This window comes from Pseudomonas sp. B1(2018) (genome assembly GCF_003097365.1).
Taxonomy (GTDB): domain Bacteria; phylum Pseudomonadota; class Gammaproteobacteria; order Pseudomonadales; family Pseudomonadaceae; genus Aquipseudomonas; species Aquipseudomonas laurylsulfatiphila.
In genome coordinates this window covers 126,761-148,273 of record NZ_PYUK01000005.1, presented here as the reverse complement: position 1 = coordinate 148,273, position 21,513 = coordinate 126,761, and the positions used below count along the sequence as shown (strand labels likewise).

The following is a 21,513-nucleotide window of genomic DNA, read 5'->3' as shown; positions in this document are numbered from 1 at the left end:
CGGCTCCGTTAAAGGCAATTGCAGCAGGGGGTGAATCGTTATGTACAGAAATATATAGCGAATTGCCTTTAAACGGAATGTGCTTTCACAAAACTGTATACAATTTTATCGCAAATGATGCTCAGGTGCGACGCAGCAGCCTCGCCAGTCCTTCTTCGGCCAGTTTTCGAGTCAGTGCCTCGGTGGTCAATTCAACGCCGAGAGTAAATGCCTGGCCGGCCCAGAGGTTGCTGAAGTCCGCTTCACCTTTGGCCCGCAACGGCATCAACGCGCCACCGGCCAGGGGGAAGGCCGGAGCCTTGGTGCTCATCGGCCCCAGTTCACGCATCACCCGATTAAGAATGCCCCGAGCCGGGCGACCGGTGAACACGTTGGTCACCGCCGTCTCGCTTTCCCTGGCGGTGCGCAACGCTTTGTGATGGGAGGGGCTGACCTTGGCCTCCGGGGTGAACAGGTACGCGGTGCCCACCTGTACCGCCGAAGCCCCCAGCATGAAGGCAGCGGCGACGCCTCGTGCATCAGCGATGCCGCCAGCGGCAATCACCGGTACTTTCACTGCATCGACGACTTGCGGCACCAGGGCGAAAGTCCCCACCTGGCTGCTCAGATCATCGCTGAGGAACATCCCGCGATGGCCTCCGGCTTCATAGCCCATGGCAATGATCGCATCGCAGCCATGCTGCTCCAGCCACACGGCTTCTGCGACGGTGGTGGCCGAGGACAATACTTTTGCACCGGTGGCTTTGACCCGGTCGAGCAGGGATTTTTCCGGCAGGCCAAAGTGAAAACTCACCACCTCGGGGCGAAACTCTTCGATCACTTGGCAGGCCGCGTCATCGAACGGCGCCCGATTGGACACCGGGGTTGGCGCATCGAAATCGGCACCGAGTTCCTGGTAGTAGGGTTGCAGCAGGTTTTTCCAGTCCTGCGCGCGTTGCTCATCAGGGGCTGGAGTTTGATGACAGAAAAAATTGACGTTGATCGGGCGCTGGGTGTGTTGGCGGATCGTTTTCAGCTCTTCGCGCAGTTGATCCGTGCTGAGCATCGCCGCTGGCATCGAGCCCAGGCCACCCGCATTGCAGGCTGCAATCACCATGGCCGAGTTGTGGGCTCCGGCCATCGGCGCCTGAATGATCGGCAGTTCGATCCCGAGCAGGTCAAGAATGCGGGTATCTGGCCATGGGTTCATGTGCTGTGTTCTCCGACGTTGAAGCAGGACAGGGGCGGTAGAACAGGATTTGTAACGCAACGATTGGCGCAAGGCCAGTCGTCTTTTCAGTTCGCCAGGCTTTCTTCGGCGCCCGCTGGGGTCGCTGATTGGCTTAAAGTCGAGTACGACAATCTGCTGCCATGTGTTATTTCAAATGCACCACAACCAGACTGATTCCATTGAGAGGCCGTAATGTTCAAAGGTATTTTGATCGACAAAGACGACAGCGGTTACCGGGCCACCCTGCAAGAGATCCAGGACGATCAGTTACCCGAGGGCGATGTCACGGTGCGTGTTGCCTACAGCACGCTGAACTTCAAGGATGGCCTGGCGATCACCGGCAGCAGTCCGGTGGTGCGCAAATTCCCGATGGTGCCGGGTATCGATCTGGCCGGTGTGGTCGAGGTCAGCGGGCATCCGGACTACAAGGTCGGTGACCATGTCCTGCTCAATGGCTGGGGCGTAGGGGAAGGGCATTGGGGCGGCCTGGCGCAGAAGGCTCGCCTGAACGGTGACTGGCTGATCCCGTTGCCCAAGGCGTTTACCGCCGCCCAGGCGATGGCCATCGGTACGGCGGGCTACACGGCCATGCTGTGCATCCTGGCTTTGGAACATAACGGTGTGACGCCCGGGCAGGGTGAAATCCTGGTGACCGGCGCCAATGGTGGGGTCGGCAGTTTCGCCATCGCGTTGCTGAACAGGCTCGGCTATCGGGTGGTCGCATCCACCGGACGTACCTCGGAGCACGACTACCTGAAGCAACTGGGCGCCAGCGAAATCATCGATCGCGCCACCTTGTCAGAGCCGGGCAAGCCCTTGGCCAAGGAGCGCTGGGCGGCCGTGATCGATTCGGTCGGCAGCCACACCCTGGCCAATGCGTGCGCCAGCACCAAGGCCAATGGCACCGTCGCGGCCTGCGGTTTGGCGCAGGGCATGGACTTTCCGGCGTCCGTTGCGCCGTTCATCCTGCGCGGTGTGACCCTGGCCGGCATCAACAGCGTGACCCAGCCCAAAGCCAAGCGCGTGGAGGCCTGGAGTCGCCTGGCCAAGGACCTGGACTTCAATCTGTTGCCGTTGATCAGTCACGAAATCGGCTTGAGCGAAGCCATCGAAGCCGCGCCGCGCTTGCTTGCCGGGCAATTGCGCGGGCGCGTGGTGGTGGACGTGAATCGCTGATTACCGCGATTCGCGCTCCAGCAACTGGCGTTTGCGTTCGACACCCCAGCGATAGCCCGAGAGATTGCCATCGCTGCGCACCACGCGATGGCACGGGATCGCCACAGCCAGGTTGTTCGCGCCGCAGGCTTGAGCCACGGCGCGAACGGCTTTTGGCGAACCGATGCGTAGCGCGACATCGGCGTAGCTCGCCGTGCTGCCAACGGGTATCTCCCGCAGTGCTTGCCAGACCCGTTCCTGGAACGCGGTGCCGCGCACGTCCAATGGCAGGTCCAGGCCAATCGCCGGGGCTTCAATAAAGCCGACGACCTTGGCAATCAACGCTTCGAACGCCTGATCGGCGCCAATCAAATTGGCTCGCCGAAACTTGTCCTGCAGATCACAGACCAGTTGGTGCGGATCATCACCGAGCAAAATTGCGCAAACCCCGCGTTCACTCTGCGCCACCAGAATCGCCCCCAGCGAACACTGGCCCACGGCAAAACGAATGTCGTTGTTTTGCCCGGCAGCGCGGTAGTCCCCGGGCTTCATTCCGAGCAGTTGGTCTGCCGCTTCGTAAAACCGGCTGTTGGAGTTGAAGCCGGCGTCATACAGGGCATCGGTCACCGAACCGCCGTCTGCCAGGCGCTCGCGCACCTTGCGTGAACGATGGGCATCGGCGTAGCCCTTGGGCGTCAGGCCGGTGACGGCTTTGAACACGCGATGGAAGTGGAAGCTGCTCAATCCCGAAACCTCGGCCAGTTCGCCCAGGGTGGGCAGCGTTTCGGCGCTTTCAATCTGGCGGCAGGCAGCGGCCACGGTGGCGGCATGCTGCGCGGCGAGTTCGCTCTGATCCTTTGCCGCGCGCTTGCTCGGACGATAACCCGCGGCCCGGGCCTGTTCGGCGCTATCGAAGAATTCGACATTCTGTGGCTTGGGCAGGCGCGCGAGGCTGCTGGGGTTGCAGTAGATGCCTGTGGTCTTCACGGCATAGACAAACTGCCCGTCAGCCTTGGGGTCGCGCGCGACCACGGCGGCCCAGCGCGGATCGTTTTCGGTGAGGATCTTGGTCGATTGGGTTGTCATGGCGTCACGTCCTTTGAGGAGTTGCCTGCACATTAACCATGGGGCAATCCCCACACACTCCGGCGCTTGCGGTCAAATTCGAAGTCTTCATCCGGCGGTGCGGAAGGTGAAGTTGATGCGTTGCTCGCCCAGTCGCGGGTGAAGGCCGTCCTTGATCGGCAATACGCCGTGATAACGCAGGCGATCCACGCCACCCCAGACCACGATGTCACCATGCAGCAGAGGGATGCGCTGGCTTTTGTCACTGCGTGCAAAGCCGCCGAACAGGAACATCGCCGGCAAGCCCAGCGATACCGAAACGATGGGGGCTGCGTAGGCATGTTCGTCCTTGTCTTGATGCAATGACATTTTTGCCCCGGGGATGTAGCGGTTGATCAGGCAGGAATCAGGCACAAAGTCGCTGAACCCAGCAGCCTGCGCCGCCGCTTGTGCCAGTTGGAAAAACACCTCGGGCATTGTCGGCCAGGGTTGACCGGTCTGGGGGTCGTGACGGGTGTAGCGGTATCCGCTGCGGTCCGTGGTCCAGCCGAATGTGCCACAACTGCTCAGGGCGACCGACATGGTAAAGCCGCCGGGTGTGACCATCTGCCGAAACGGCGCGGCCTCCAGCACCATCTCAAGCGCGGGCAGCAAACGCTCGAGCCAGGGCAGAGCGAAGCGTCTGAGCACCCAGGATTGTTCGCCGATCTGCTCGCTCCTGGGCTCTTGCTCGGGCTCTGCATCGGCAAACAGATCGAACGTCAGCGGGTTCATGGGCTCATGTCGCATCGTGAAAGATGATTCCAAGGGTATGCCGTTTGCCGCTGTGCAGGCGACTCACGCCGTGGCGCAGGGTCACGCGGTAGTAACCGCGAGTGCCTTTGACCGGCCGCTGGTTGACGGCAAAGATCAGCCCGTCACCTTTTTTCAGGTCGATGACCATCGGTCGTGACTGCATTCGTGGACGTTGTTCGGTCATGACAAATTCGCCGCCGCTGAAGTCTTGATCGGGGTCCGACAGCAGAATCGCCACTTGCAACGGGAAAACGTGCTCGCCGTACAGATCCTGATGCAGGCAGTTGTAGTCCTGCGGACCATATTGCAGCAATAAGGGTGTCGGACGGTTCTGACCAGCGGCATGACAGCGCTCGAGGAAGGCGGGATGAGTGCCAGGAAAACGCTGCGGCAACCCCATTTGTTCATGCCAGCGATTGGCGATCGGCGCCAGGCGCGGGTAGAGCGCGCTGCGCAAGCGCGCCACAAGTTCCGGCAACGGGTAGCTGAAATACTTGTACTCGCCGCGGCCGAAGCCGTGACGAGCCATCACCACGTGCGAGCGAAAGGACTCGGTCCGGGGGTACAGGGCGCTGACCTGATCACAAGCCTTGTGGCTCAGCAGTGAAGGGATGACGGCGTAACCGTCCAGGTCAAGTTGCTGTTCCAGCCGGGGCCAGTCCAGCCGGTCCAGATATTGCTCGCTCATTGCCGGGCCTCTAGTGATTGAGGTGGCCAGTCTGCAAGACTTGAATGCAGCAGACACTCCGGCGCTTGCGGTCGAACTGCGAACGGGAGCCGACGTCCACTGTCGCTCCGGATTGCGTTACAGCGCTTTGCTGACGCTGATTTCGCTGATGACGTCGTCCTGCCCATGAATGGCATCCAGCGCCGCTTTGGCTTCTTCTGCGGTGCCGTGTTCAAGCTGGGCGAACTCGAAGCGGCGCTCACCGTTGAGTTTGTATTTGATGACGTACTTGGTCGTTTGGGCCACGGTCGTATCTGCCTGTCTTGTGTTTCGGGTGTGCCGGTCAGCTCAGTTTCGTGCTGGAACGGCGAATGATTTTGATCGAATGCGTCAGGGTGGGCTTGCGCGTCACGCTGATAGCGCGGCGGTTGACGGTGTCGATCGTGATGTTCCAGAAACCGGTGCTGGGGGCAGTGATGCGCGCCGGAAACGTGTCGAATGCACCGCCGTGATAGGTGTGACGGCCGCCATTCTTGAAGCTGCGGAAGTTGGCGTCGTTCATCAAACGGATGTTGCACATTTGGGAGCATTGAATGACGACGATGTCGTCTTCATTGAGGTGCTCGCGCTGATGGATAAATTTCATGGGGCGCCTCCAGAAGGGCTTTTTCTACAAAATCAAAACGATAGCATGGGCGATGGGCGCAGTTTATCAGCCCGAAGGCCTTATTATCCGGTCGCTTTGACAATTAAAAACGCTAATTTCACCTTTGATGAGCGATAAAGCAGTTTGCCTCGGAGAAAAAACGCATCTGCGTTGTCCGAGCCTCTTTATCGGAGGTTTTGTATGAAGTGGGGTTTGTGGGTTGTTGCGCTGGCGGCATTGGTGAGCGGTTGTGCGAACGTCTCTGACATCAACGAGTCACTGCCGACCATGAGCGTGATTTCTGGCAAGAAACCCCATGAATATGCGCAATGCCTCAGCGAAAAACTGGCCGACAGTCGTGGTGCCTTGCAAATCGAACCGCACAAGGATGGCCTGCGTGTGATCGTGCCGCTCAAGTATTCCACGGGGCCGTCAGCCGTATTCGACATTGAAGAGCGCTCGGGTGGCAGCAGCATCAAGCTGCACGAGAGCATGTCCAATGTCCCGGTGCGTCCAAAGGATGTACAGAAGGCTGCCACCGAGTGCATTTCCGGCTGATAAACTATCGACCCACAGCACCGATGCCGCCAAAGCCTGTTTTTGGCGGCATCGTCATTTCTGGAGTCGACTATGAAACGAGAGCAGGTCCGGGAGCGCCATGCAGAGGGACTTATCTCTGCCACCCATGTGATCCAGAATCCGGCGGAGCTGGGGGAATGGATCGTGTTTTTCAAGAAAAGCGCCGGGCGCAGCTATTTCCTGGTGGATGACAATGACGAAGTCGAGTCCTTCGGCAAGCTCGACGATTTGATTGAAACGGTGCGCGGACTCGGGATCAGGTTCGCCGAGATTCATCTGTAGGGCCGGGCCCCTTATTTGCAGACCACCACGACGCTGCGGTTCTTGTAATTGCCGATATCGGCGCCGAGGGTTTTCTCACTGACCTTGAGCGCTGGCGTGCCGTCGGTGCCGACGATCCGGTAGCCGGTACCTGCACAGGAGGCATCGGCCTTTTCGTAGCAGGCGGCCCAGGAATTCGCCTCTCCCGAGCAATCGATCGTCAGACCCTGTTCTCCGTTGCCCAGGTAGGTTTCTTTCGACGTTGCGCAGCCGCTCAGGGCCAATACCGCTAGCAAAGGCAAAACTTTATTCATGGTTTGATCATCGTCAGTGGGGTGGGCTAAGGCTGAGACAGCGTCGGAGTCAAAAGGTTATAGCCAAAGGCCACTTCTTTTTCGGTGTTCCGATCAAGATCAAAAGATCGCAGCCTTCGGCAGCTCCTACAGGGACCGTGATGCGGTCTAGCGGGTGGGCATCTGAACTGGCCTAATGATTTTGGACACTTCAATCGGGCGTTCAACTGGTTGAAGTCGGGGTTGTAAGGTCAACCTGACCCTTGTAGGAGCTGCCGAAGGCTGCGATCTTTTGATCTTGATCTTCAGCAATCTCCAGATCGTAAAAGCAAGATCAAAAGATCGCAGCCTTCGGCAGCGCCTACAGTGTTCCCCGGGATTCCGTGAAGTACCATAAAAAAGCCCTGTGCCAAGACAGGGCTATTCGAGAGGGGACGTCGATCAGCTCTTGTCCTTGCCGCGTCGCTTGGGTTCCGGGTGCTCCAGCTCCAGCACCGAGGCCACTTCGATTGCCAGGGCTTCGGAAGGGAAAGGCCCGGCGATATTTTCACCGGCGACACTGGCCACCCACCATTGACCGTCTTTCACCTTGTTGATCAGGAATCCATTGACGCTTTTTGCTTCCGACATCTATTTGCCTCGTTGTCTGGTTCAATCGCGCCATGATACCGGCAAACGCACGCAACGGGTGCCGATGAGCGTATGGTGATGGGTTGCGGGCGGTAGAAAACCGTGCATTTGCGCCAGTCTCTGCTATGCATAAGAGGCTGTGCTATCGCCTGTGCAACCTCGCAGGGAACTATCCGCCAGAATAATTCTCTATGTTGGCATCAGTTAGCCAGCGCGGGGGCATTGTAAGGTGCACGCCGCCTGATTAGACTGCGCCGAAACTCGTACACACAGCCCTTTCAAGGACTTATATGATCAAGAAATGCTTGTTCCCAGCAGCCGGTTACGGTACTCGCTTCCTGCCAGCGACTAAAGCCATGCCCAAAGAAATGCTGCCGGTGGTGAACAAGCCACTGATCCAGTACGGCGTCGAAGAAGCACTGGATGCCGGCTTGACCGAAATCTCCATCGTCACCGGCCGCGGCAAGCGCGCCCTGGAAGACCACTTCGACATCAGCTACGAGCTGGAAAACCAGATCAAGGGCACCGACAAGGAAAAATACCTGGTCGGCATCCGCAAGCTGCTCGACGAATGCTCGTTCTCCTACACCCGTCAGACCGAAATGAAAGGTCTGGGCCACGCGATCCTCACCGGCCGCCCGCTGATCGGCGACGAGCCGTTCGCCGTGGTACTGGCGGATGACCTGTGCGTCAACCTCGAAGGCGACGGCGTGCTGACCCAGATGGTCAAGCTGTACAAGCAGTTCCGCTGCTCGATCGTGGCCATCCAGGAAGTCGACCCGCAAGAAACCAACAAGTACGGCGTGATCGCCGGCGAGATGATCCGTGACGACATCTATCGCGTACACAGCATGGTTGAAAAGCCAAAGCCGGAAGACGCACCGTCGAACCTGGCCATCATCGGCCGCTACATCCTGACCCCGGACATCTTCGACCTGATCGAACAAACCGAGCCAGGCAAGGGCGGTGAAATCCAGATCACCGACGCCCTGATGAAGCAGGCCCAGAACGGCTGCGTCATGGCCTACAAGTTCAAGGGCAAGCGTTTCGACTGCGGTGGCGCCGAAGGCTACATCGAAGCGACCAACTTCTGCTTCGAGAACTTCTACAAGACGGGCAAGGCTTACTGATAGCTGGCGACCTGTTTGTATAGAAAAGCCACCTTCGGGTGGCTTTTTCATTTTCCGGCCTCATATCGTGTTCAGCGCTTGCTCCACAAATGTCCGCAGGTATGCTGGTCACCTGCCGAGGAGATTGAAAATGGCCTACGATTTTGACCTTTATGTGATTGGTGCCGGTTCCGGTGGTGTGCGGGCTGCGCGGTTTGCCGCCGGGTTTGGCGCGAAAGTGGCGGTGGCCGAGAGTCGCTACCTGGGTGGCACTTGTGTGAACGTCGGCTGCGTGCCGAAAAAATTGCTGGTCTACGGTGCGCACTTCGCCGAGGACTTCGAGCAGGCATCCGGTTTTGGCTGGAGCCTGGATGAAGCGCAGTTCGACTGGGCGACGCTGATCGCCAACAAGGACCGCGAGATCAATCGCCTCAATGGCATTTATCGCAACCTGCTGGTCAACAGCGGCGTGACCTTGCATGAGGGGCACGCGAAGATCGTCGATCCGCATCAGGTCGAGATCAATGGCGAGCGCTTTACCGCCAGGAACATTCTGATCGCGACCGGTGGCTGGCCGCAGATTCCGGAGATTCCGGGGCACGAGCATGCCATCAGTTCCAACCAGGCGTTCTTCCTCAAAGAGCTGCCCAAGCGGGTGCTGGTGGTGGGTGGTGGCTACATTGCGGTCGAATTCGCCGGGATCTTCCATGGTCTGGGCGCCGAGACTACGTTGCTGTATCGCGGCGAACTGTTCCTGCGCGGCTTTGACGGTTCCGTGCGCAAGCACTTGCAGGAAGAGTTGACCAAGCGCGGCATGGACCTGCAATTCAACGCGGACATCGAGCGCATCGACAAGCAGGCCGATGGCAGCCTGAAAGTCACGCTCAAGGACGGCCGCCAGCTGGAAGCCGATTGCGTGTTCTACGCCACCGGGCGTCGTCCGATGCTGGACAATCTCGGGCTGGAAAATACCGGGGTCAAGCTCGACAAGAAAGGCTTTGTCGAAGTCGATGAGTTGTATCAGACCGCCGAGCCGTCGATCCTGGCGCTGGGCGATGTGATCGGCCGTGTTCAACTGACGCCGGTCGCGCTGGCTGAAGGCATGGCGGTTGCGCGACGCTTGTTCAAGCCTGAGCAGTATCGTCCGGTGGATTACAAGATGATCCCGACGGCGGTGTTCAGCCTGCCGAACATCGGCACCGTCGGTTTGACCGAAGAAGAGGCCCGCGAAGCCGGCCGCGACGTGCAGATCTTCGAAAGCCGCTTCCGGCCAATGAAGCTGACCCTGACAGAATGCCAGGAGCGCACGCTGATGAAGTTGGTGGTGGATGCCAAGACTGACAAGGTATTGGGTTGCCACATGGTTGGCCCGGATGCCGGTGAAATCGTCCAGGGCCTGGCGATTGCCTTGAAGGCCGGCGCCACCAAGCGCGACTTCGACGAAACCATCGGTGTGCACCCGACGGCCGCCGAAGAGTTCGTCACCATGCGCACGCCGGTCGCCGGTTAATCGTCCTTCGCTGCGTCTGCCGCTGCCGCAAGGGTCGCGGCCAGACGTACGCGTTCTTCCAGATCCGTCCGGGTCCTGGTCAGTTCAATTTCCAGTGACTTGTTGAGCTGCGATTGCTCATCGACGTTCTGTTTGAGTGCCTGACTTTCCAGCAGGGCGACGCGCAGGCGTTCCTGGAGGAGGGTGCGCTCGCCGTCGACACGGGTGGCCTGCTCCAGCAGCTGATCCTGGCGGGTATTGCTTTGCTTGAGCTGTTCCTGCAGCAGGCTCAGCTCGCGCAGTGTGCCGCGGTTTTCAGTCAGCAAGCGTTCGTTGTCGCGGTGCAACTGGGTGACTTCATCCTGGCGTACCAGGGCGCTTTGTTGTGCTTGGCGCAGCTCCATCTGTAGCTGTTGCACCTGGCCTTCGTGGCGACTCATTTCCTGTTCGCGCTGCTCCTTGACCGCATTGCGGTAGTGCTCCAGCGCGTCGCGGGTGTGCAGGTGCTTTTCCTCAAGGGAGCGGATCTGCTCGTCCTTGTCTTTCAAGCGCAATTCGAAATCGGCCAGCGCCTGGTTCATCCCGGCGTTGCGGGTTTGCTCCGTTTGCAGCATGGCGCGGGTTTCGTGCAGGGCCTCGGACTCCTGAGTCAGTGCCAGGCTCTGGAACTCGTATTGCTGGTGCAGTTCGCTGTTGGCCTCTTGCGCTTCGCTGAGCTGATTCTCCAGCGCCTTGCGTTGTTCCTCGTACTGCGTGCGCGCCTGGTCGATGGGCTCCTGCGCCTGCTCCTTGAGTCTTTGGGCGAGCCGCGCCACCAGCGCCATCAGTTCGTCGTCAATCGGTTCCGCTGGCGCTTCGACCGTCTCGTTCCTGTCATCGAGTTCTTTGAGGTAGCGATGAATCGTGGTTTTCGAGCCGGTATTGCCCATTTCGATCCGTACGGCATCGATGCTGGGGTTTTCGCCACGGGCGAGGATCGCCAACCGAGCGGCTTGCACCACCGCTTTATTTACACCGCCGCGTGCCATGAGATCTCCCGGGTTTTGTTGATGTGGTACGTACCACGTAAATACACATTGTACCATTCAATTGATAAAGTTAAATGCTGAATCTTTTTAACACGGGATATACTGGTATTACCCCGTGTGATACGCCAAGTACCGTTTTTTGACCTGTCAAAGCGGTATGAATTCAAGAGTTGACCCCATGACTGAACTGGATCGTTACCTGCAAGCCGCGACTCGCGACAACACCCGTCGCAGCTATCGGGCAGCCATCGAACACTTCGAAGTCACGTGGGGCGGTTTTCTGCCGGCAACCGGCGACAGCGTGGCGCGCTACCTGGTGGCGCATGCCGGGGTGTTGTCGATCAATACGCTGAAGCTGCGCTTGTCGGCCTTGGCGCAGTGGCACAACAGTCAGGGGTTTGCCGATCCCACCAAGGCACCGGTGGTGCGCAAGGTGTTCAAGGGCATCCGTGCGTTGCACCCGGCTCAGGAAAAGCAAGCCGAACCCTTGCAGCTTCAACACCTGGAGCAGGTGGTCAGTCGTCTGGAGCTGGAAGTGCAAATCGCAAGGGCCGAAGGCGACCGACCGGGATTGCTGCGTGCCCGGCGCGACATGGCGTTGATCCTGCTGGGCTTCTGGCGCGGCTTTCGCAGTGACGAGTTGTGCAGGCTTCAGGTTGAACACGTGCAGGCCAGTGCCGGTTCCGGCATCAGCCTCTATCTGCCGCGCAGCAAGAGTGATCGCGACAACCTCGGCAAGACTTATCAGACGCCGGCCTTGCAGCGTTTGTGCCCGGTGCAGGCCTACATCGACTGGATCACCGAAGCGGCACTGGTGCGTGGGCCGGTGTTTCGTGGCATCGATCGCTGGGGGCATCTGGGCGAGGAGGGCTTGCACGCCAACAGCGTGATTCCCTTGTTGCGCCAGGCGCTGGAGCGCGCAGGCATTGCCGGCGAACTCTACACCAGCCATTCCTTGCGCCGTGGCTTTGCGACCTGGGCGCATCAAAGTGGCTGGGATCTGAAGTCGCTGATGAGTTATGTGGGCTGGAAGGACATGAAGTCGGCCATGCGCTACATCGAAGCCAGTCCGTTCCTCGGCATGGCGCGGCTCACGGAAAAGGCCATTGAGTCCTAGAGATCGTTTTCTTCTATTAATACCGCTGGCTAATAGCTAAAGCCAATCAGCGGCATCAGGTTTGCCAATGAGCCAACCGTCCGTCGAGTGGGTAAAGTTCTCTCCATCAACTTCTTAACCCCTGACGGAGAGTCAACGATGCCTATCATCAACAGCCAAGTTAAACCGTTCAAAGCTGATGCATTCAAAAATGGCGACTTCGTAAAAGTCTCGGACGCTGACCTGAAAGGCAAGTGGTCTGTCGTGTTCTTCTACCCGGCCGACTTCACCTTCGTCTGCCCGACCGAGCTGGAAGACCTGGCTGACAACTACGACGCCTTCCAGAAGCTGGGCGTCGAGATCTACAGCGTTTCCACCGACACCCACTTTGCCCACGCTGCCTGGCACAACACTTCGCCAGCCATCGGCAAAATCCAGTACACCATGATCGGCGACCCGACCCACGCCATCTCCCGCAACTTCGACGTGCTGATCGAAGAAGCAGGCCTGGCTGACCGTGGCACCTTCGTGATCAACCCGGAAGGCCAGATCAAGATCGTTGAACTGAACGACGGCGGTGTAGGCCGTGACGCTTCCGAGCTGCTGCGCAAGATCAAGGCAGCCCAGTACGTCGCCGCTCACCCGGGCCAGGTTTGCCCTGCCAAGTGGAAAGAAGGCGAGGCCACTCTGGCGCCGTCCCTGGACCTGGTCGGCAAGATCTAAGTCTGTGATCGATCCATCAGGGCGGAACTCCGCACCTACTCGGTAAGCTGCACCGCCCAATAAAAACGCCCGGGCGAGATTCGCTCGGGCGTTTTTTTATGCCTGCTTTATATGAAACAGCAAAAAGGAAATCGCCCGTATGTTGGACACCAATCTTAAAGCCCAGTTGAAATCGTACCTGGAACGGGTCACCCAGCCGATCGAGATCGTTGCTTCCCTCGACGACGGTGCGAAATCCCAGGAAATGCTCGAACTGTTGAAAGACGTTGCCAGTCTTTCCACCCAGATTACTTTGCTCGACAACGGTGATGATGCACGCAAGCCATCGTTCTCGATCAATCGCCCGGGAGCCGACATCAGCCTGCGTTTTGCCGGCATTCCGATGGGCCATGAATTCACTTCGCTGGTGCTGGCCTTGCTGCAGGTCGGCGGTCATCCGTCCAAGGCCAGTGTCGAGGTGATCGAACAGATTCGCTCGCTCAAAGGCGAGTTCAACTTCGAGACTTACTTCTCGCTGTCGTGCCAGAACTGCCCGGACGTGGTCCAGGCGCTGAACCTGATGGCGGTGCTCAATCCGAACATTCGCCACGTCGCTATCGACGGTGCACTGTTCCAGGCTGAAGTCGATGAGCGCCAGATCATGGCAGTCCCAAGCATCTACCTCAATGGTGTGAACTTTGGTCAGGGCCGCATGGGCCTGGAAGAAATCCTCGCCAAGATCGACACCAGTGGCATTGAGCGTCAGGCCGAGAAAATCAGCGCCAAGGAAGCCTTTGACGTATTAGTGGTCGGCGGTGGCCCGGCCGGTGCTTCGGCGGCCATCTATGCGGCCCGCAAAGGCATTCGCACCGGTGTCGCGGCCGAGCGTTTTGGTGGTCAGGTGCTGGACACCATGGCCATCGAAAACTTCATTTCGGTTCAGGAAACCGAAGGGCCGAAACTGGCCGTGGCGTTGGAAGAACACGTCAAGCAGTACGACGTGGACATCATGAATCTGCAGCGTGCCGACAAACTGGTGCCCGGCAAAAATGGCGAGCTGCACCAGATTCACTTCGCCAGCGGTGCAACGCTCAAAGCCAGGACCTTGATTCTGGCGACTGGAGCGCGGTGGCGTGAAATGAGTGTCCCGGGCGAGCAGGAATACCGCAACAAAGGCGTGGCGTACTGCCCGCACTGCGACGGCCCGCTGTTCAAGGGCAAGCGCGTGGCAGTGATTGGCGGCGGTAACTCCGGCGTGGAAGCGGCCATCGACCTGGCGGGTATCGTGTCCCACGTCACGCTGCTGGAGTTCGACGTTCAGTTGCGCGCCGATGCGGTGTTGCAGCGTAAGTTGCACAGCCTGCCGAATGTCACCGTGATCACCAGTGCGCAAACCACTGAAGTCACCGGCGACGGTCAGAAGGTCAACGGCCTGCGTTACAAGGATCGCCAGAGCGACGAAGTGCGCAGCGTGGAGCTGGAAGGGATCTTTGTGCAGATCGGTTTGCTGCCCAACACCGATTGGCTCAAAGGCGCCATCGAGCTGTCACCCCGTGGCGAGATCATAGTCGATGCTCGCGGTGAAACGTCGGTGCCGGGTGTGTTCGCCGCCGGCGACGTGACCACTGTGCCGTACAAGCAGATCGTGATCGCGGTGGGCGAGGGCGCCAAGGCTTCGCTAAGCGCCTTCGATCACTTGATTCGCACGTCCGCCCCGGCATAAAACCCGACGCTGAAAACACAAAACCCCATGAGCGATCATGGGGTTTTTGTTTGGGTCAAAAGATCGCAGCCTGCGGCAGCTCCTACACCGATCTCTGTAGGAGCTGCCGAAGGCTGCGATCTTTTGATTTTACAGCGGCGCCGGCTGAATGATCTCGACCCAGTAGGCGTCCGGGTCCTTGATGAATGCCAGGCTCTTCATGCGGCCATCGCTCAGGCGTTTCTGGAAATCGCAGCCCAGCGCTTCAAAGCGCTCGCAGGCGGCGACGATGTCCGGCACTGAAATGCAGATATGGCCGAAACCGCGCGGATCGGTGTTGCCATTGTGGTAGGCGAAGTCCGGGTCGTTCTCGGTGCCGTGGTTGTGGGTCAGTTCCAGAATGCCGGGGATCGACTTCATCCACTCGGTGCGCGCGGCGGCATCGGCCGGGATCTGGTTTTTGTCGACCAACGCCAGGAAATACAGGCTGAACTCGGCTTCCGGGAAGTCGCGTTTTTCCACCAGGGTAAAACCCAGGACGCGTGTGTAGAAGTCCAGGGACTTGGTGATGTCCTTGACCCGCAGCATGGTGTGGTTGAAGACAAATTTCTGCGTAGCGGTGTCCGGTTGGGCGGTGACGCCGGGGAAGGTGTTCAATTCGTGCAGGCTCATGGGCCCTCCGGGAAATATGTGGGCTAACGAATGGTGACAATGATACGCAAGGGTTCGGACATCACCAAACCCAAACAGTCGGCTATTGCCTGACAGTCGGCCTGGGCCCACACTTTACGGCTTGATCCGTGAGTGCCGATTGCAATGATTCGATTCCGTAACCTGCTGTTTATCCTGCTGAGCCTGTTTTCGCTGGCGGGCGCTGCGCGTGCCGATGCGCCAGTGGTGACCTGGCCGCAAGGCTGGCAGATCGAAGACGTCCCTGACTCAGCGTCGGGGGTCAGTCGCCAGCGGGCGGTGAAAAATGATCAGGATGGATCGCCGCTCCTGGTGATGGAACTGACCATGAGCCCGGTGCAAAGCGATCATCAGGTAAACCTCGAAGGCGTATTGCTGGAAATGCGCAAGTCAGTTCAAAAAGACTTCTTTCAGGGTGGGTATCAAAGTGTTTGTACGCGAATTCATTCGGCTACCTTGAGTCGATTGGCTGCGCTGGAAACAACCTGCACCGTCACGCAAAACGGCCGGCACGTGCTTTCGCAAACATTGGTGGCAGCGGTGGATGCCGATAAGGCCTATGTTTTTTCCTACGCAGGGCAGGCCGAGGCTTTTAAGGCGAGCCAGGATGAAATAGACGCAGCCCGTAACAGCTTGAAACTTTAGTTGGCGACAGTGCTTTTTCGATGCATGAAAAAAATTTTAGATATCCAAATGGATTAAGCGCAAAGTAGTTGGCGGCCAGCTAGTTGTCTTGTGCTCGCCGCGGGCATTTAGAAAGCCCATGAAAAAGCCCTGCACAAGCAGGGCTTTTTTGTCGCCGCGAGAGTTAGCCGCGCAGCCAGGAATCAACGGTGGCTGCACCGTACTGTTCTTTCCAGGCTTTCAGGCCGCGGTGATTGCCGCCCTTGGTTTCAATCAGCTCGCCGGTGTGCGGGTTCTGATAAACCTTGACCACACGAGCGCGGCGGGTTTTCGGTGCTGCTTGCTGCAGGCCGGATTTTGCCGGGTTCGGATCGAGAATGGCGATGATGTCGCGCAAGCTCTTGCCATAGGTTTTCATCAAGCCCTGGAGCTTCTCTTCGAATTCGATTTCTTTCTTGAGCCCGGCATCGTTCTTCAGGGATTCCAACTGCTTGAGCTGTTCTTGAAGGGCCTTTTCGGCTGCACGAAATTCAGCGAGTCTGGACAATATCTTTACTCCAATAGTGTGTTTGGCTGATACCAACCGCAAACAAAGCTATAAGCCAAGAGCCTTGAAGCGACTCGGTGATAGTGGCTCACCTGCCAAATTAGCGCAGGCAGGAAAAATTGTAGTAGTTAATTGGCCAAGAGTAAATCCTGTCTTTTTCTTCATGTAACGGCAGTAGTGTCTTGATTCAAATTTATGCCTGTAGTCGTTGTTTTGTCGATTAAATTTTCGAGTTAATGGTCGCTTAATGCACTAATGAATTCCGCGCCGGGCATGGGTTTGCCGAACAGATAACCCTGCAGGAAGTTGACCTGGCGAGCGCTGAGGTAATCACTCTGCTCAGGGGTTTCGACACCTTCGGCCACCAGGGCAAGGTCGAGTTTGACGGCCAGGTCGATGATGCTGTCGAGGATGTGGCTGGAGAGGGTGTCGATGCCGATCATGGCGACAAAACTCTGGTCTATTTTCAGGAAGTCGACATTGAACTGCCGCAGGTAGCCAAGGCTTGAATGACCCGTGCCGAAATCGTCGATGGCGATCTTCACGCCCAGTTCGCGAAGTTGCTCGAACAGTTGCAGGGTGATCGCCGTTGGCTCGATCAGTTCGCGTTCGGTCAGTTCCAGTACCAGGTAGATCGAGCCTGGCTCGAACGCATCGAGGAACTCGCGGCAATCCTTGACCAGGTCCAGGTCCTGGCAATGGCTGGCGGTAATGTTGATGCCAATGTGAAAGGGTTTGTTGAATCCGGCGGATTGCGGCGCGAGCAGGGCGGCGGTTTGTCGCATGAGCGAACGGGTCATTGGTACGATCAGTCCGGAGTGCTCGGCAAAGGGGATGAACAGGTCCGGACGCACCAGGCCTTCCTTCGGATGTTTCCAGCGCATCAGCACTTCAGCACCGGACCAGCTGTTGCTGTCGCCATGCACCACGGGCTGGAAATACGGAATGAACTCTGCGGCTTCCAGTGCCCGTTGCATTTCCTGGGTGGGGGCCGATGAGCGCTTTTGCAGGAAGTGACCAATTGACCCGGCAATGACGCCGAAGAAAATCAGCAGACTGAACAGGGGGGGATACTCGCTGCTCATGTATCGCCAGGTTTCGCCTTTGGGGAAACCTGCCTCCACGGCAAAGGCATAGCGTCCGGAAATCAAGCGACTCTGCGCAACGGGTAGTTCAGGCGCGGCACCTGTGTGAACCTTGCCATCGGCGGACATCCAGTGCGGGCCAACCTGCAGCACCAGCAAGGTCTGGCGGCCGATCAAGCGCAGAACGTTGCCCAAGTGATAACCATAGAGGGTCGTCAGCGCACCTTTTTGTCCTTCGCTCAGGCGGTACACCAGCAACGAGGCGTTGGGCGTCACCGGATTGCCGCTCATGAGCCACAAAGCGCCCTGGGTGTAGTCGCCGGGGCTGACCGTCTCCTGATAGTCGCCGAACAGCGAACTGCAATAGAGGTTGTTATCCCACACCAGACTGGTCGAGCGCACGAATGGGCGGCGGGTGACCTGTTCGCGCAGCGCCAGATTGACCTCGCCGCAACTTTGGCCGGCCATCGGCAGCAGTTCGCGAGCGGCCTGAGCGGCGTTGTCGAGCATCAAGTCGAACTGACGAACCGCTTCCTCGGCGGTTTGTTCGGTGTCTTGCTTGAGCGCACGCCCTGCCTGCATGTAAAGAATGATGGCCCCCAGCAGCACCGGGAGCAATCCGCTGATCAGGGTGACAGCAATTTTCGTGCTGCGACTGCGGGTTTTGGCTTTCAGCGGCATTCGCGAATCCCGTCACGAAGAAGTAAGGCTCTCAACAACTGGCAGGGCAATACGCCTCCCATAAAGAGTTTGGGTAATGGCCATGATAGTTGGCCCCAGGCGGTTACGCTGCTCAACACAGGTCGAGGCTTTGTGCCAGTTTGATAAAGGCCAGCGTCGCGGGTGATGCCTGGCGTCGATCGAGTACCGCCAGGCCGACCTGGCGCACCACCGTCGGTGACAGCGGTTTTTTCACATAGCGGCTGTCTGATTGAGGGGGCAATGAACCTTCGGCGACTACCGTCACCCCGTCGCCACGAGCGACGACATCCAGGGTGCTCATCAGCTGCGAGCAGCGATAACGGATGTTGGGCGCCAGTCGGGCCGCGGTGAACAGGCGTGAAACCAGCTCCGAAGAACCGGCTTCGGTCAGCACAAACGGGAAGTCGCACAGGTCCTTCAGGTTCAGGCTGTCGTGAGCCGCCAGCGGGTGGTCGGCGGGCAGCAGCGCGACCATCTGGTCTTCGATCAGCGCGACCGTGTCGAAACGCTCCTCGGGCAACACCACAAAGCCGATGTCGATGCGTCGCTCCTCCAGCCACTGCAGCACCTGGCGGTCTGGGCCTTCGTCGATATGCACTTCTATGCCGGGATGGGCTGCGCGGTACTGCTGCAGAATCAACGGCAACAATTTGATCGATGAAGTCGGCCCGAACGAGCCGATACGCAGCGTGCCGCGTTTCATGCCCCGCGCATCGGCAGCTTCCTGGCGCAGGGTGTTGGCCAGGCCCAGCATCGCGCGGGCGCGCAGCAGCAACTGCTGGCCAATATCGCTTGGCTCGACCCGGGTTTGATGCCGGCGCAACAACTCGACCCCCAGTTCCTGCTCCAAAGACTTCAAGGCATGGGACACCGCCGATTGGGAAATGCCCAGGCGATTGGCCGCCGGCGTGAAGCCGTGGAGTTCGGCCACGAGGGAGAAAATCTCCAGTTGAGTGAGGGTCATGAGTGTTTGCTCATTTTACGATGACTAAGTATTAGTCGAATGATAGCCCATCTCTCCGCTATCCGACCTTGGAATCTTATGACGATCTGTGAGCAAACCCTGTCAAAACCCTCGGATCTGCCTGTCTATCTGAAACTGGCGGGGGTCAGCATGGTGTGGGGCGGCACCTTCGTTGCCGGACGCTTTCTGGCTGATGGCCTCAGCCCGCTGCTGGCTGCCAGCCTGCGGTTCTTACTGGCCAGCGTGGCATTACTGCTGTTTGTACGCATCGCGCGGATACCGCTGCTCCGGCCCAGCGCCCGGCAATGGCTGCAATTGGTATTGCTTGGCTTTTTCGGGATCTTCTTCTACAACCTGTGCTTCTTTTATGGCATGCATTACATCAACGCTTCACGGGCATCCTTGATCGTGGCGCTGAACCCGGCCGTGATCGGCCTGGCTTCCTGGCTACTGTTCAAGGAGCGTTTGAGCCGGGCAAAAGTCGTCGGTATCGCGATCTGCATGGCGGGCGCGAGCATGGTGATCGTCAGTCGCAACCCGCAATTATTGGCCGTCGGTACCGATGCCTGGGTCGGCGATCTGCTGATTTTCGGCTGCGTGCTCGGCTGGGGTGTCTACTCGCTGTGCTCCAGAGAGCTGAACCTGACCCTCGGACCGGTGCAAACGGTGACCTGTTCGATTCTGCTGGGCACCGTCATGCTCTGGATGACTTGCATCGTCCGTGGCGAGGTGAGTGTCACTGCGATCGCCCAACTGGATGCCCGGCAATGGTTGAGCCTTTTGTACCTCGGCGTGCTGGGTTCGGCGCTGGCGTACATTGGCTATTACGACGGCATCCGCACAATCGGTGCGATGCGTTCCGGGGTGTTCATTGCCTTGAACCCGTTGACCGCGGTGATCCTGGGGGCGCTGTTGCTCGATGAGCCCTTGACGCTGGCCATGTGCCTGGGTGGCGGGTTGATACTGGCGGGGATTTTCCTCTGCAACAAACCCCTTGCGCGGGTAAGGAAAAAGGGGATTTGATACAGAAGGCGGACAAAACGATTTACGCTGTGTAGAATCAGGTTACGCATACAATAATAATCGTCTTCTGGCAGCAGAAGCCTCGCCCGCAAGAGCCTTGGGTCGATAATGAAGATATTCGGGTTTCAACTGATCTACGGTGATTTTCTCGCCCGCAGCGTGCGGGGCATCTCCTGTGCGCCACCCAGCGGTCTCAGCATTGCTTACAACTAACCTTAGTTAATTGATAAAAAATGATGAGGCGCCAACCATGGCAGATTTATACGAAAACCCGATGGGCCTGATGGGCTTTGAATTCATCGAGCTCGCATCGCCGACCCCGAACACCCTGGAGCCGATCTTCGAGATCATGGGCTTCACCAAGGTGGCGACCCACCGCTCCAAGGACGTGCACCTGTATCGTCAGGGTGCGATCAACCTGATCCTCAACAACGAACCTCACAGCGTGGCCTCGTACTTTGCGGCCGAGCACGGCCCGTCGGTGTGCGGCATGGCCTTCCGCGTCAAGGATTCGCAGAAAGCCTACAAGCGTGCCCTGGAACTCGGCGCCCAGCCGATCCACATCGAGACCGGCCCGATGGAGCTGAACCTGCCGGCGATCAAAGGCATCGGCGGTGCACCGCTGTACCTGATCGACCGTTTCGGTGAAGGCAGCTCGATCTATGACATCGACTTCGTGTTCATCGAAGGCGTTGACCGCCACCCGGTCGGTGCCGGCCTGAAGATCATCGATCACCTGACCCATAACGTGTATCGCGGTCGCATGGCCTACTGGGCCAACTTCTACGAGAAGCTGTTCAACTTCCGCGAAATCCGCTACTTCGACATCAAGGGCGAGTACACCGGCCTGACCTCCAAGGCCATGACCGCACCCGATGGCATGATCCGCATCCCGTTGAACGAAGAATCGTCCAAGGGCGCCGGGCAGATCGAAGAGTTCCTGATGCAGTTCAACGGCGAGGGCATCCAGCACGTTGCCTTCCTGTCCGATGACCTGCTCAAGACCTGGGATCACCTGAAGAGCATCGGCATGCGCTTCATGACCGCACCACCGGACACCTACTACGAAATGCTCGAAGGTCGTTTGCCGAACCACGGCGAGCCGGTGGGCGAACTGCAGGCACGTGGCATCCTGCTGGACGGTTCGTCCGAGTCGGGCGACAAGCGTCTGCTGTTGCAGATCTTCTCGGAAACCCTGATGGGGCCGGTGTTCTTCGAGTTCATCCAGCGCAAGGGCGACGACGGTTTCGGCGAAGGCAACTTCAAGGCGCTGTTCGAATCCATCGAGCGTGACCAGGTTCGTCGTGGCGTGTTGTCCACGGACTAAACCATTACACCGATAAAACTGTGGGAGCGAGCTTGCTCGCGATGGCGGTGTGTCAGTCAACATTGATGTTGAATGTACAACCGCTATCGCGAGCAAGCTCGCTCCCACATTGTTTTGTGTCGGT

24 protein-coding genes are annotated in these 21,513 nt (G+C 58.5%); 10 read left to right on the top strand and 14 right to left on the bottom strand.

The annotated features are described in order from the left end of the window. Positions 1-121: 121 nt before the first annotated feature. Positions 122-1,189 (bottom strand): nitronate monooxygenase family protein, encoded by a 1,068-nt coding sequence (locus C9422_RS09685; RefSeq protein WP_116580484.1) that lies wholly within the window; start codon positions 1,187-1,189, stop codon positions 122-124. A 213-nt stretch (positions 1,190-1,402) separates the two neighbouring features. Between C9422_RS09685 and C9422_RS09680 the strand changes: the two genes are divergently transcribed. Then, the gene (locus C9422_RS09680) at positions 1,403-2,386 is read left to right on the top strand and encodes an MDR family oxidoreductase (RefSeq protein ID WP_116580483.1); all 984 of its coding nucleotides are present in this window, start codon (positions 1,403-1,405) and stop codon (positions 2,384-2,386) included. Here C9422_RS09680 and ada read toward each other — a convergent pair whose 3' ends face one another. From ada to C9422_RS09660, 5 genes are all read right to left on the bottom strand, one after another. Further along, positions 2,387-3,451, bottom strand: a complete 1,065-nt coding sequence (gene ada, locus C9422_RS09675) for a bifunctional DNA-binding transcriptional regulator/O6-methylguanine-DNA methyltransferase Ada (RefSeq protein WP_116580482.1) — start codon at positions 3,449-3,451, stop codon at positions 2,387-2,389. Positions 3,452-3,538: 87 nt separating this feature from the next. Further along, on the bottom strand, positions 3,539-4,219 hold the full coding sequence (gene alkB, locus C9422_RS09670; protein WP_116580481.1) for a DNA oxidative demethylase AlkB: 681 nt from the start codon (positions 4,217-4,219) through the stop codon (positions 3,539-3,541). Further along, the gene (locus C9422_RS09665) at positions 4,209-4,913 is read right to left on the bottom strand and encodes a 2OG-Fe(II) oxygenase (RefSeq protein WP_116580480.1); all 705 of its coding nucleotides are present in this window, start codon (positions 4,911-4,913) and stop codon (positions 4,209-4,211) included. The genes alkB and C9422_RS09665 overlap by 11 nt, the downstream gene beginning before the upstream one ends. 117 nt (positions 4,914-5,030) lie before the next feature. Further along, a complete protein-coding gene (locus C9422_RS32175) occupies positions 5,031-5,198 on the bottom strand; it encodes a hypothetical protein (protein WP_007975954.1) in 168 nt (55 codons plus the stop codon). Positions 5,199-5,235: 37 nt separating this feature from the next. Next, the gene (locus tag C9422_RS09660; protein WP_007912251.1) at positions 5,236-5,538 is read right to left on the bottom strand and encodes a DUF1883 domain-containing protein; all 303 of its coding nucleotides are present in this window, start codon (positions 5,536-5,538) and stop codon (positions 5,236-5,238) included. Between the two features lie 201 nt (positions 5,539-5,739). Here C9422_RS09660 and C9422_RS09655 point away from each other — a divergent pair, with 201 nt between their 5' ends. Next, on the top strand, positions 5,740-6,096 hold the full coding sequence (locus tag C9422_RS09655) for a hypothetical protein (protein ID WP_007975953.1): 357 nt from the start codon (positions 5,740-5,742) through the stop codon (positions 6,094-6,096). A 54-nt stretch (positions 6,097-6,150) separates the two neighbouring features. Here C9422_RS09655 and C9422_RS32845 read toward each other — a convergent pair whose 3' ends face one another. The 3 genes from C9422_RS32845 to C9422_RS09640 all read right to left on the bottom strand — a co-directional run bounded on the left by C9422_RS32845 (position 6,151) and on the right by C9422_RS09640 (position 7,301). Then, the gene (locus C9422_RS32845) at positions 6,151-6,393 is read right to left on the bottom strand and encodes a hypothetical protein (protein ID WP_371924707.1); all 243 of its coding nucleotides are present in this window, start codon (positions 6,391-6,393) and stop codon (positions 6,151-6,153) included. A 17-nt stretch (positions 6,394-6,410) separates the two neighbouring features. Next, positions 6,411-6,692 carry a hypothetical protein gene (locus C9422_RS09645; RefSeq protein ID WP_007975951.1) on the bottom strand — a complete coding sequence of 94 codons (282 nt, stop codon included), beginning with the start codon at positions 6,690-6,692 and terminating at the stop codon, positions 6,411-6,413. A 420-nt stretch (positions 6,693-7,112) separates the two neighbouring features. Continuing rightward, positions 7,113-7,301, bottom strand: coding sequence for a hypothetical protein (locus tag C9422_RS09640; protein WP_007975950.1), 189 nt, complete (start codon positions 7,299-7,301; stop codon positions 7,113-7,115). Positions 7,302-7,591: 290 nt separating this feature from the next. Here C9422_RS09640 and galU point away from each other — a divergent pair, with 290 nt between their 5' ends. Continuing rightward, complete coding sequence (gene galU, locus C9422_RS09635; protein ID WP_102702148.1) at positions 7,592-8,431, top strand: UTP--glucose-1-phosphate uridylyltransferase GalU; 840 nt, start codon at positions 7,592-7,594, stop codon at positions 8,429-8,431. A gap of 130 nt (positions 8,432-8,561) precedes the next feature. Beyond that, positions 8,562-9,920, top strand: coding sequence for a glutathione-disulfide reductase (gene gorA / locus C9422_RS09630; protein ID WP_116580479.1), 1,359 nt, complete (start codon positions 8,562-8,564; stop codon positions 9,918-9,920). Here the strand turns inward: gorA and C9422_RS09625 are convergent. After that, entirely contained in the window at positions 9,917-10,927 is a 1,011-nt protein-coding gene (locus tag C9422_RS09625; protein WP_116580478.1) for a DNA-binding protein, read from the bottom strand. The genes gorA and C9422_RS09625 overlap by 4 nt on opposite strands. A gap of 178 nt (positions 10,928-11,105) precedes the next feature. On the opposite strand from C9422_RS09625, the gene C9422_RS09620 reads away from it, so the two are divergent. The 3 genes from C9422_RS09620 (at position 11,106) to ahpF (ending at position 14,448) form a co-directional block, all read left to right on the top strand. Further along, positions 11,106-12,044 carry a site-specific integrase gene (locus tag C9422_RS09620; RefSeq protein WP_116580477.1) on the top strand — a complete coding sequence of 313 codons (939 nt, stop codon included), beginning with the start codon at positions 11,106-11,108 and terminating at the stop codon, positions 12,042-12,044. A gap of 138 nt (positions 12,045-12,182) precedes the next feature. Then, complete coding sequence (ahpC, locus tag C9422_RS09615) at positions 12,183-12,746, top strand: alkyl hydroperoxide reductase subunit C (protein ID WP_007975937.1); 564 nt, start codon at positions 12,183-12,185, stop codon at positions 12,744-12,746. A gap of 139 nt (positions 12,747-12,885) precedes the next feature. Then, positions 12,886-14,448 carry an alkyl hydroperoxide reductase subunit F gene (gene ahpF, locus C9422_RS09610; protein WP_116580476.1) on the top strand — a complete coding sequence of 521 codons (1,563 nt, stop codon included), beginning with the start codon at positions 12,886-12,888 and terminating at the stop codon, positions 14,446-14,448. 129 nt (positions 14,449-14,577) lie between these two features. Here the strand turns inward: ahpF and gloA are convergent, their stop codons facing one another. Further along, positions 14,578-15,099: a lactoylglutathione lyase gene (gene gloA, locus C9422_RS09605; RefSeq protein WP_116580475.1), complete on the bottom strand. Its 522-nt coding sequence runs from the start codon at positions 15,097-15,099 to the stop codon at positions 14,578-14,580. Between the two features lie 144 nt (positions 15,100-15,243). Here gloA and C9422_RS09600 point away from each other — a divergent pair, with 144 nt between their 5' ends. Continuing rightward, a complete protein-coding gene (locus tag C9422_RS09600; protein WP_116580474.1) occupies positions 15,244-15,762 on the top strand; it encodes a DUF4946 domain-containing protein in 519 nt (172 codons plus the stop codon). A 163-nt stretch (positions 15,763-15,925) separates the two neighbouring features. Here C9422_RS09600 and C9422_RS09595 read toward each other — a convergent pair whose 3' ends face one another. From C9422_RS09595 to C9422_RS09585, 3 genes are all read right to left on the bottom strand, one after another. Next, on the bottom strand, positions 15,926-16,288 hold the full coding sequence (locus C9422_RS09595; RefSeq protein ID WP_008065377.1) for a histone-like nucleoid-structuring protein, MvaT/MvaU family: 363 nt from the start codon (positions 16,286-16,288) through the stop codon (positions 15,926-15,928). Positions 16,289-16,521: 233 nt separating this feature from the next. After that, on the bottom strand, positions 16,522-18,054 hold the full coding sequence (locus tag C9422_RS09590; protein WP_116580473.1) for an EAL domain-containing protein: 1,533 nt from the start codon (positions 18,052-18,054) through the stop codon (positions 16,522-16,524). A gap of 112 nt (positions 18,055-18,166) precedes the next feature. Further along, positions 18,167-19,039: a LysR family transcriptional regulator gene (locus C9422_RS09585; RefSeq protein WP_116580472.1), complete on the bottom strand. Its 873-nt coding sequence runs from the start codon at positions 19,037-19,039 to the stop codon at positions 18,167-18,169. A gap of 78 nt (positions 19,040-19,117) precedes the next feature. On the opposite strand from C9422_RS09585, the gene C9422_RS09580 reads away from it, so the two are divergent. Further along, positions 19,118-20,062: a DMT family transporter gene (locus C9422_RS09580; RefSeq protein ID WP_116580471.1), complete on the top strand. Its 945-nt coding sequence runs from the start codon at positions 19,118-19,120 to the stop codon at positions 20,060-20,062. A 250-nt stretch (positions 20,063-20,312) separates the two neighbouring features. Beyond that, positions 20,313-21,389, top strand: coding sequence for a 4-hydroxyphenylpyruvate dioxygenase (gene hppD / locus C9422_RS09575; protein ID WP_007979060.1), 1,077 nt, complete (start codon positions 20,313-20,315; stop codon positions 21,387-21,389). Positions 21,390-21,513: the final 124 nt, after the last annotated feature.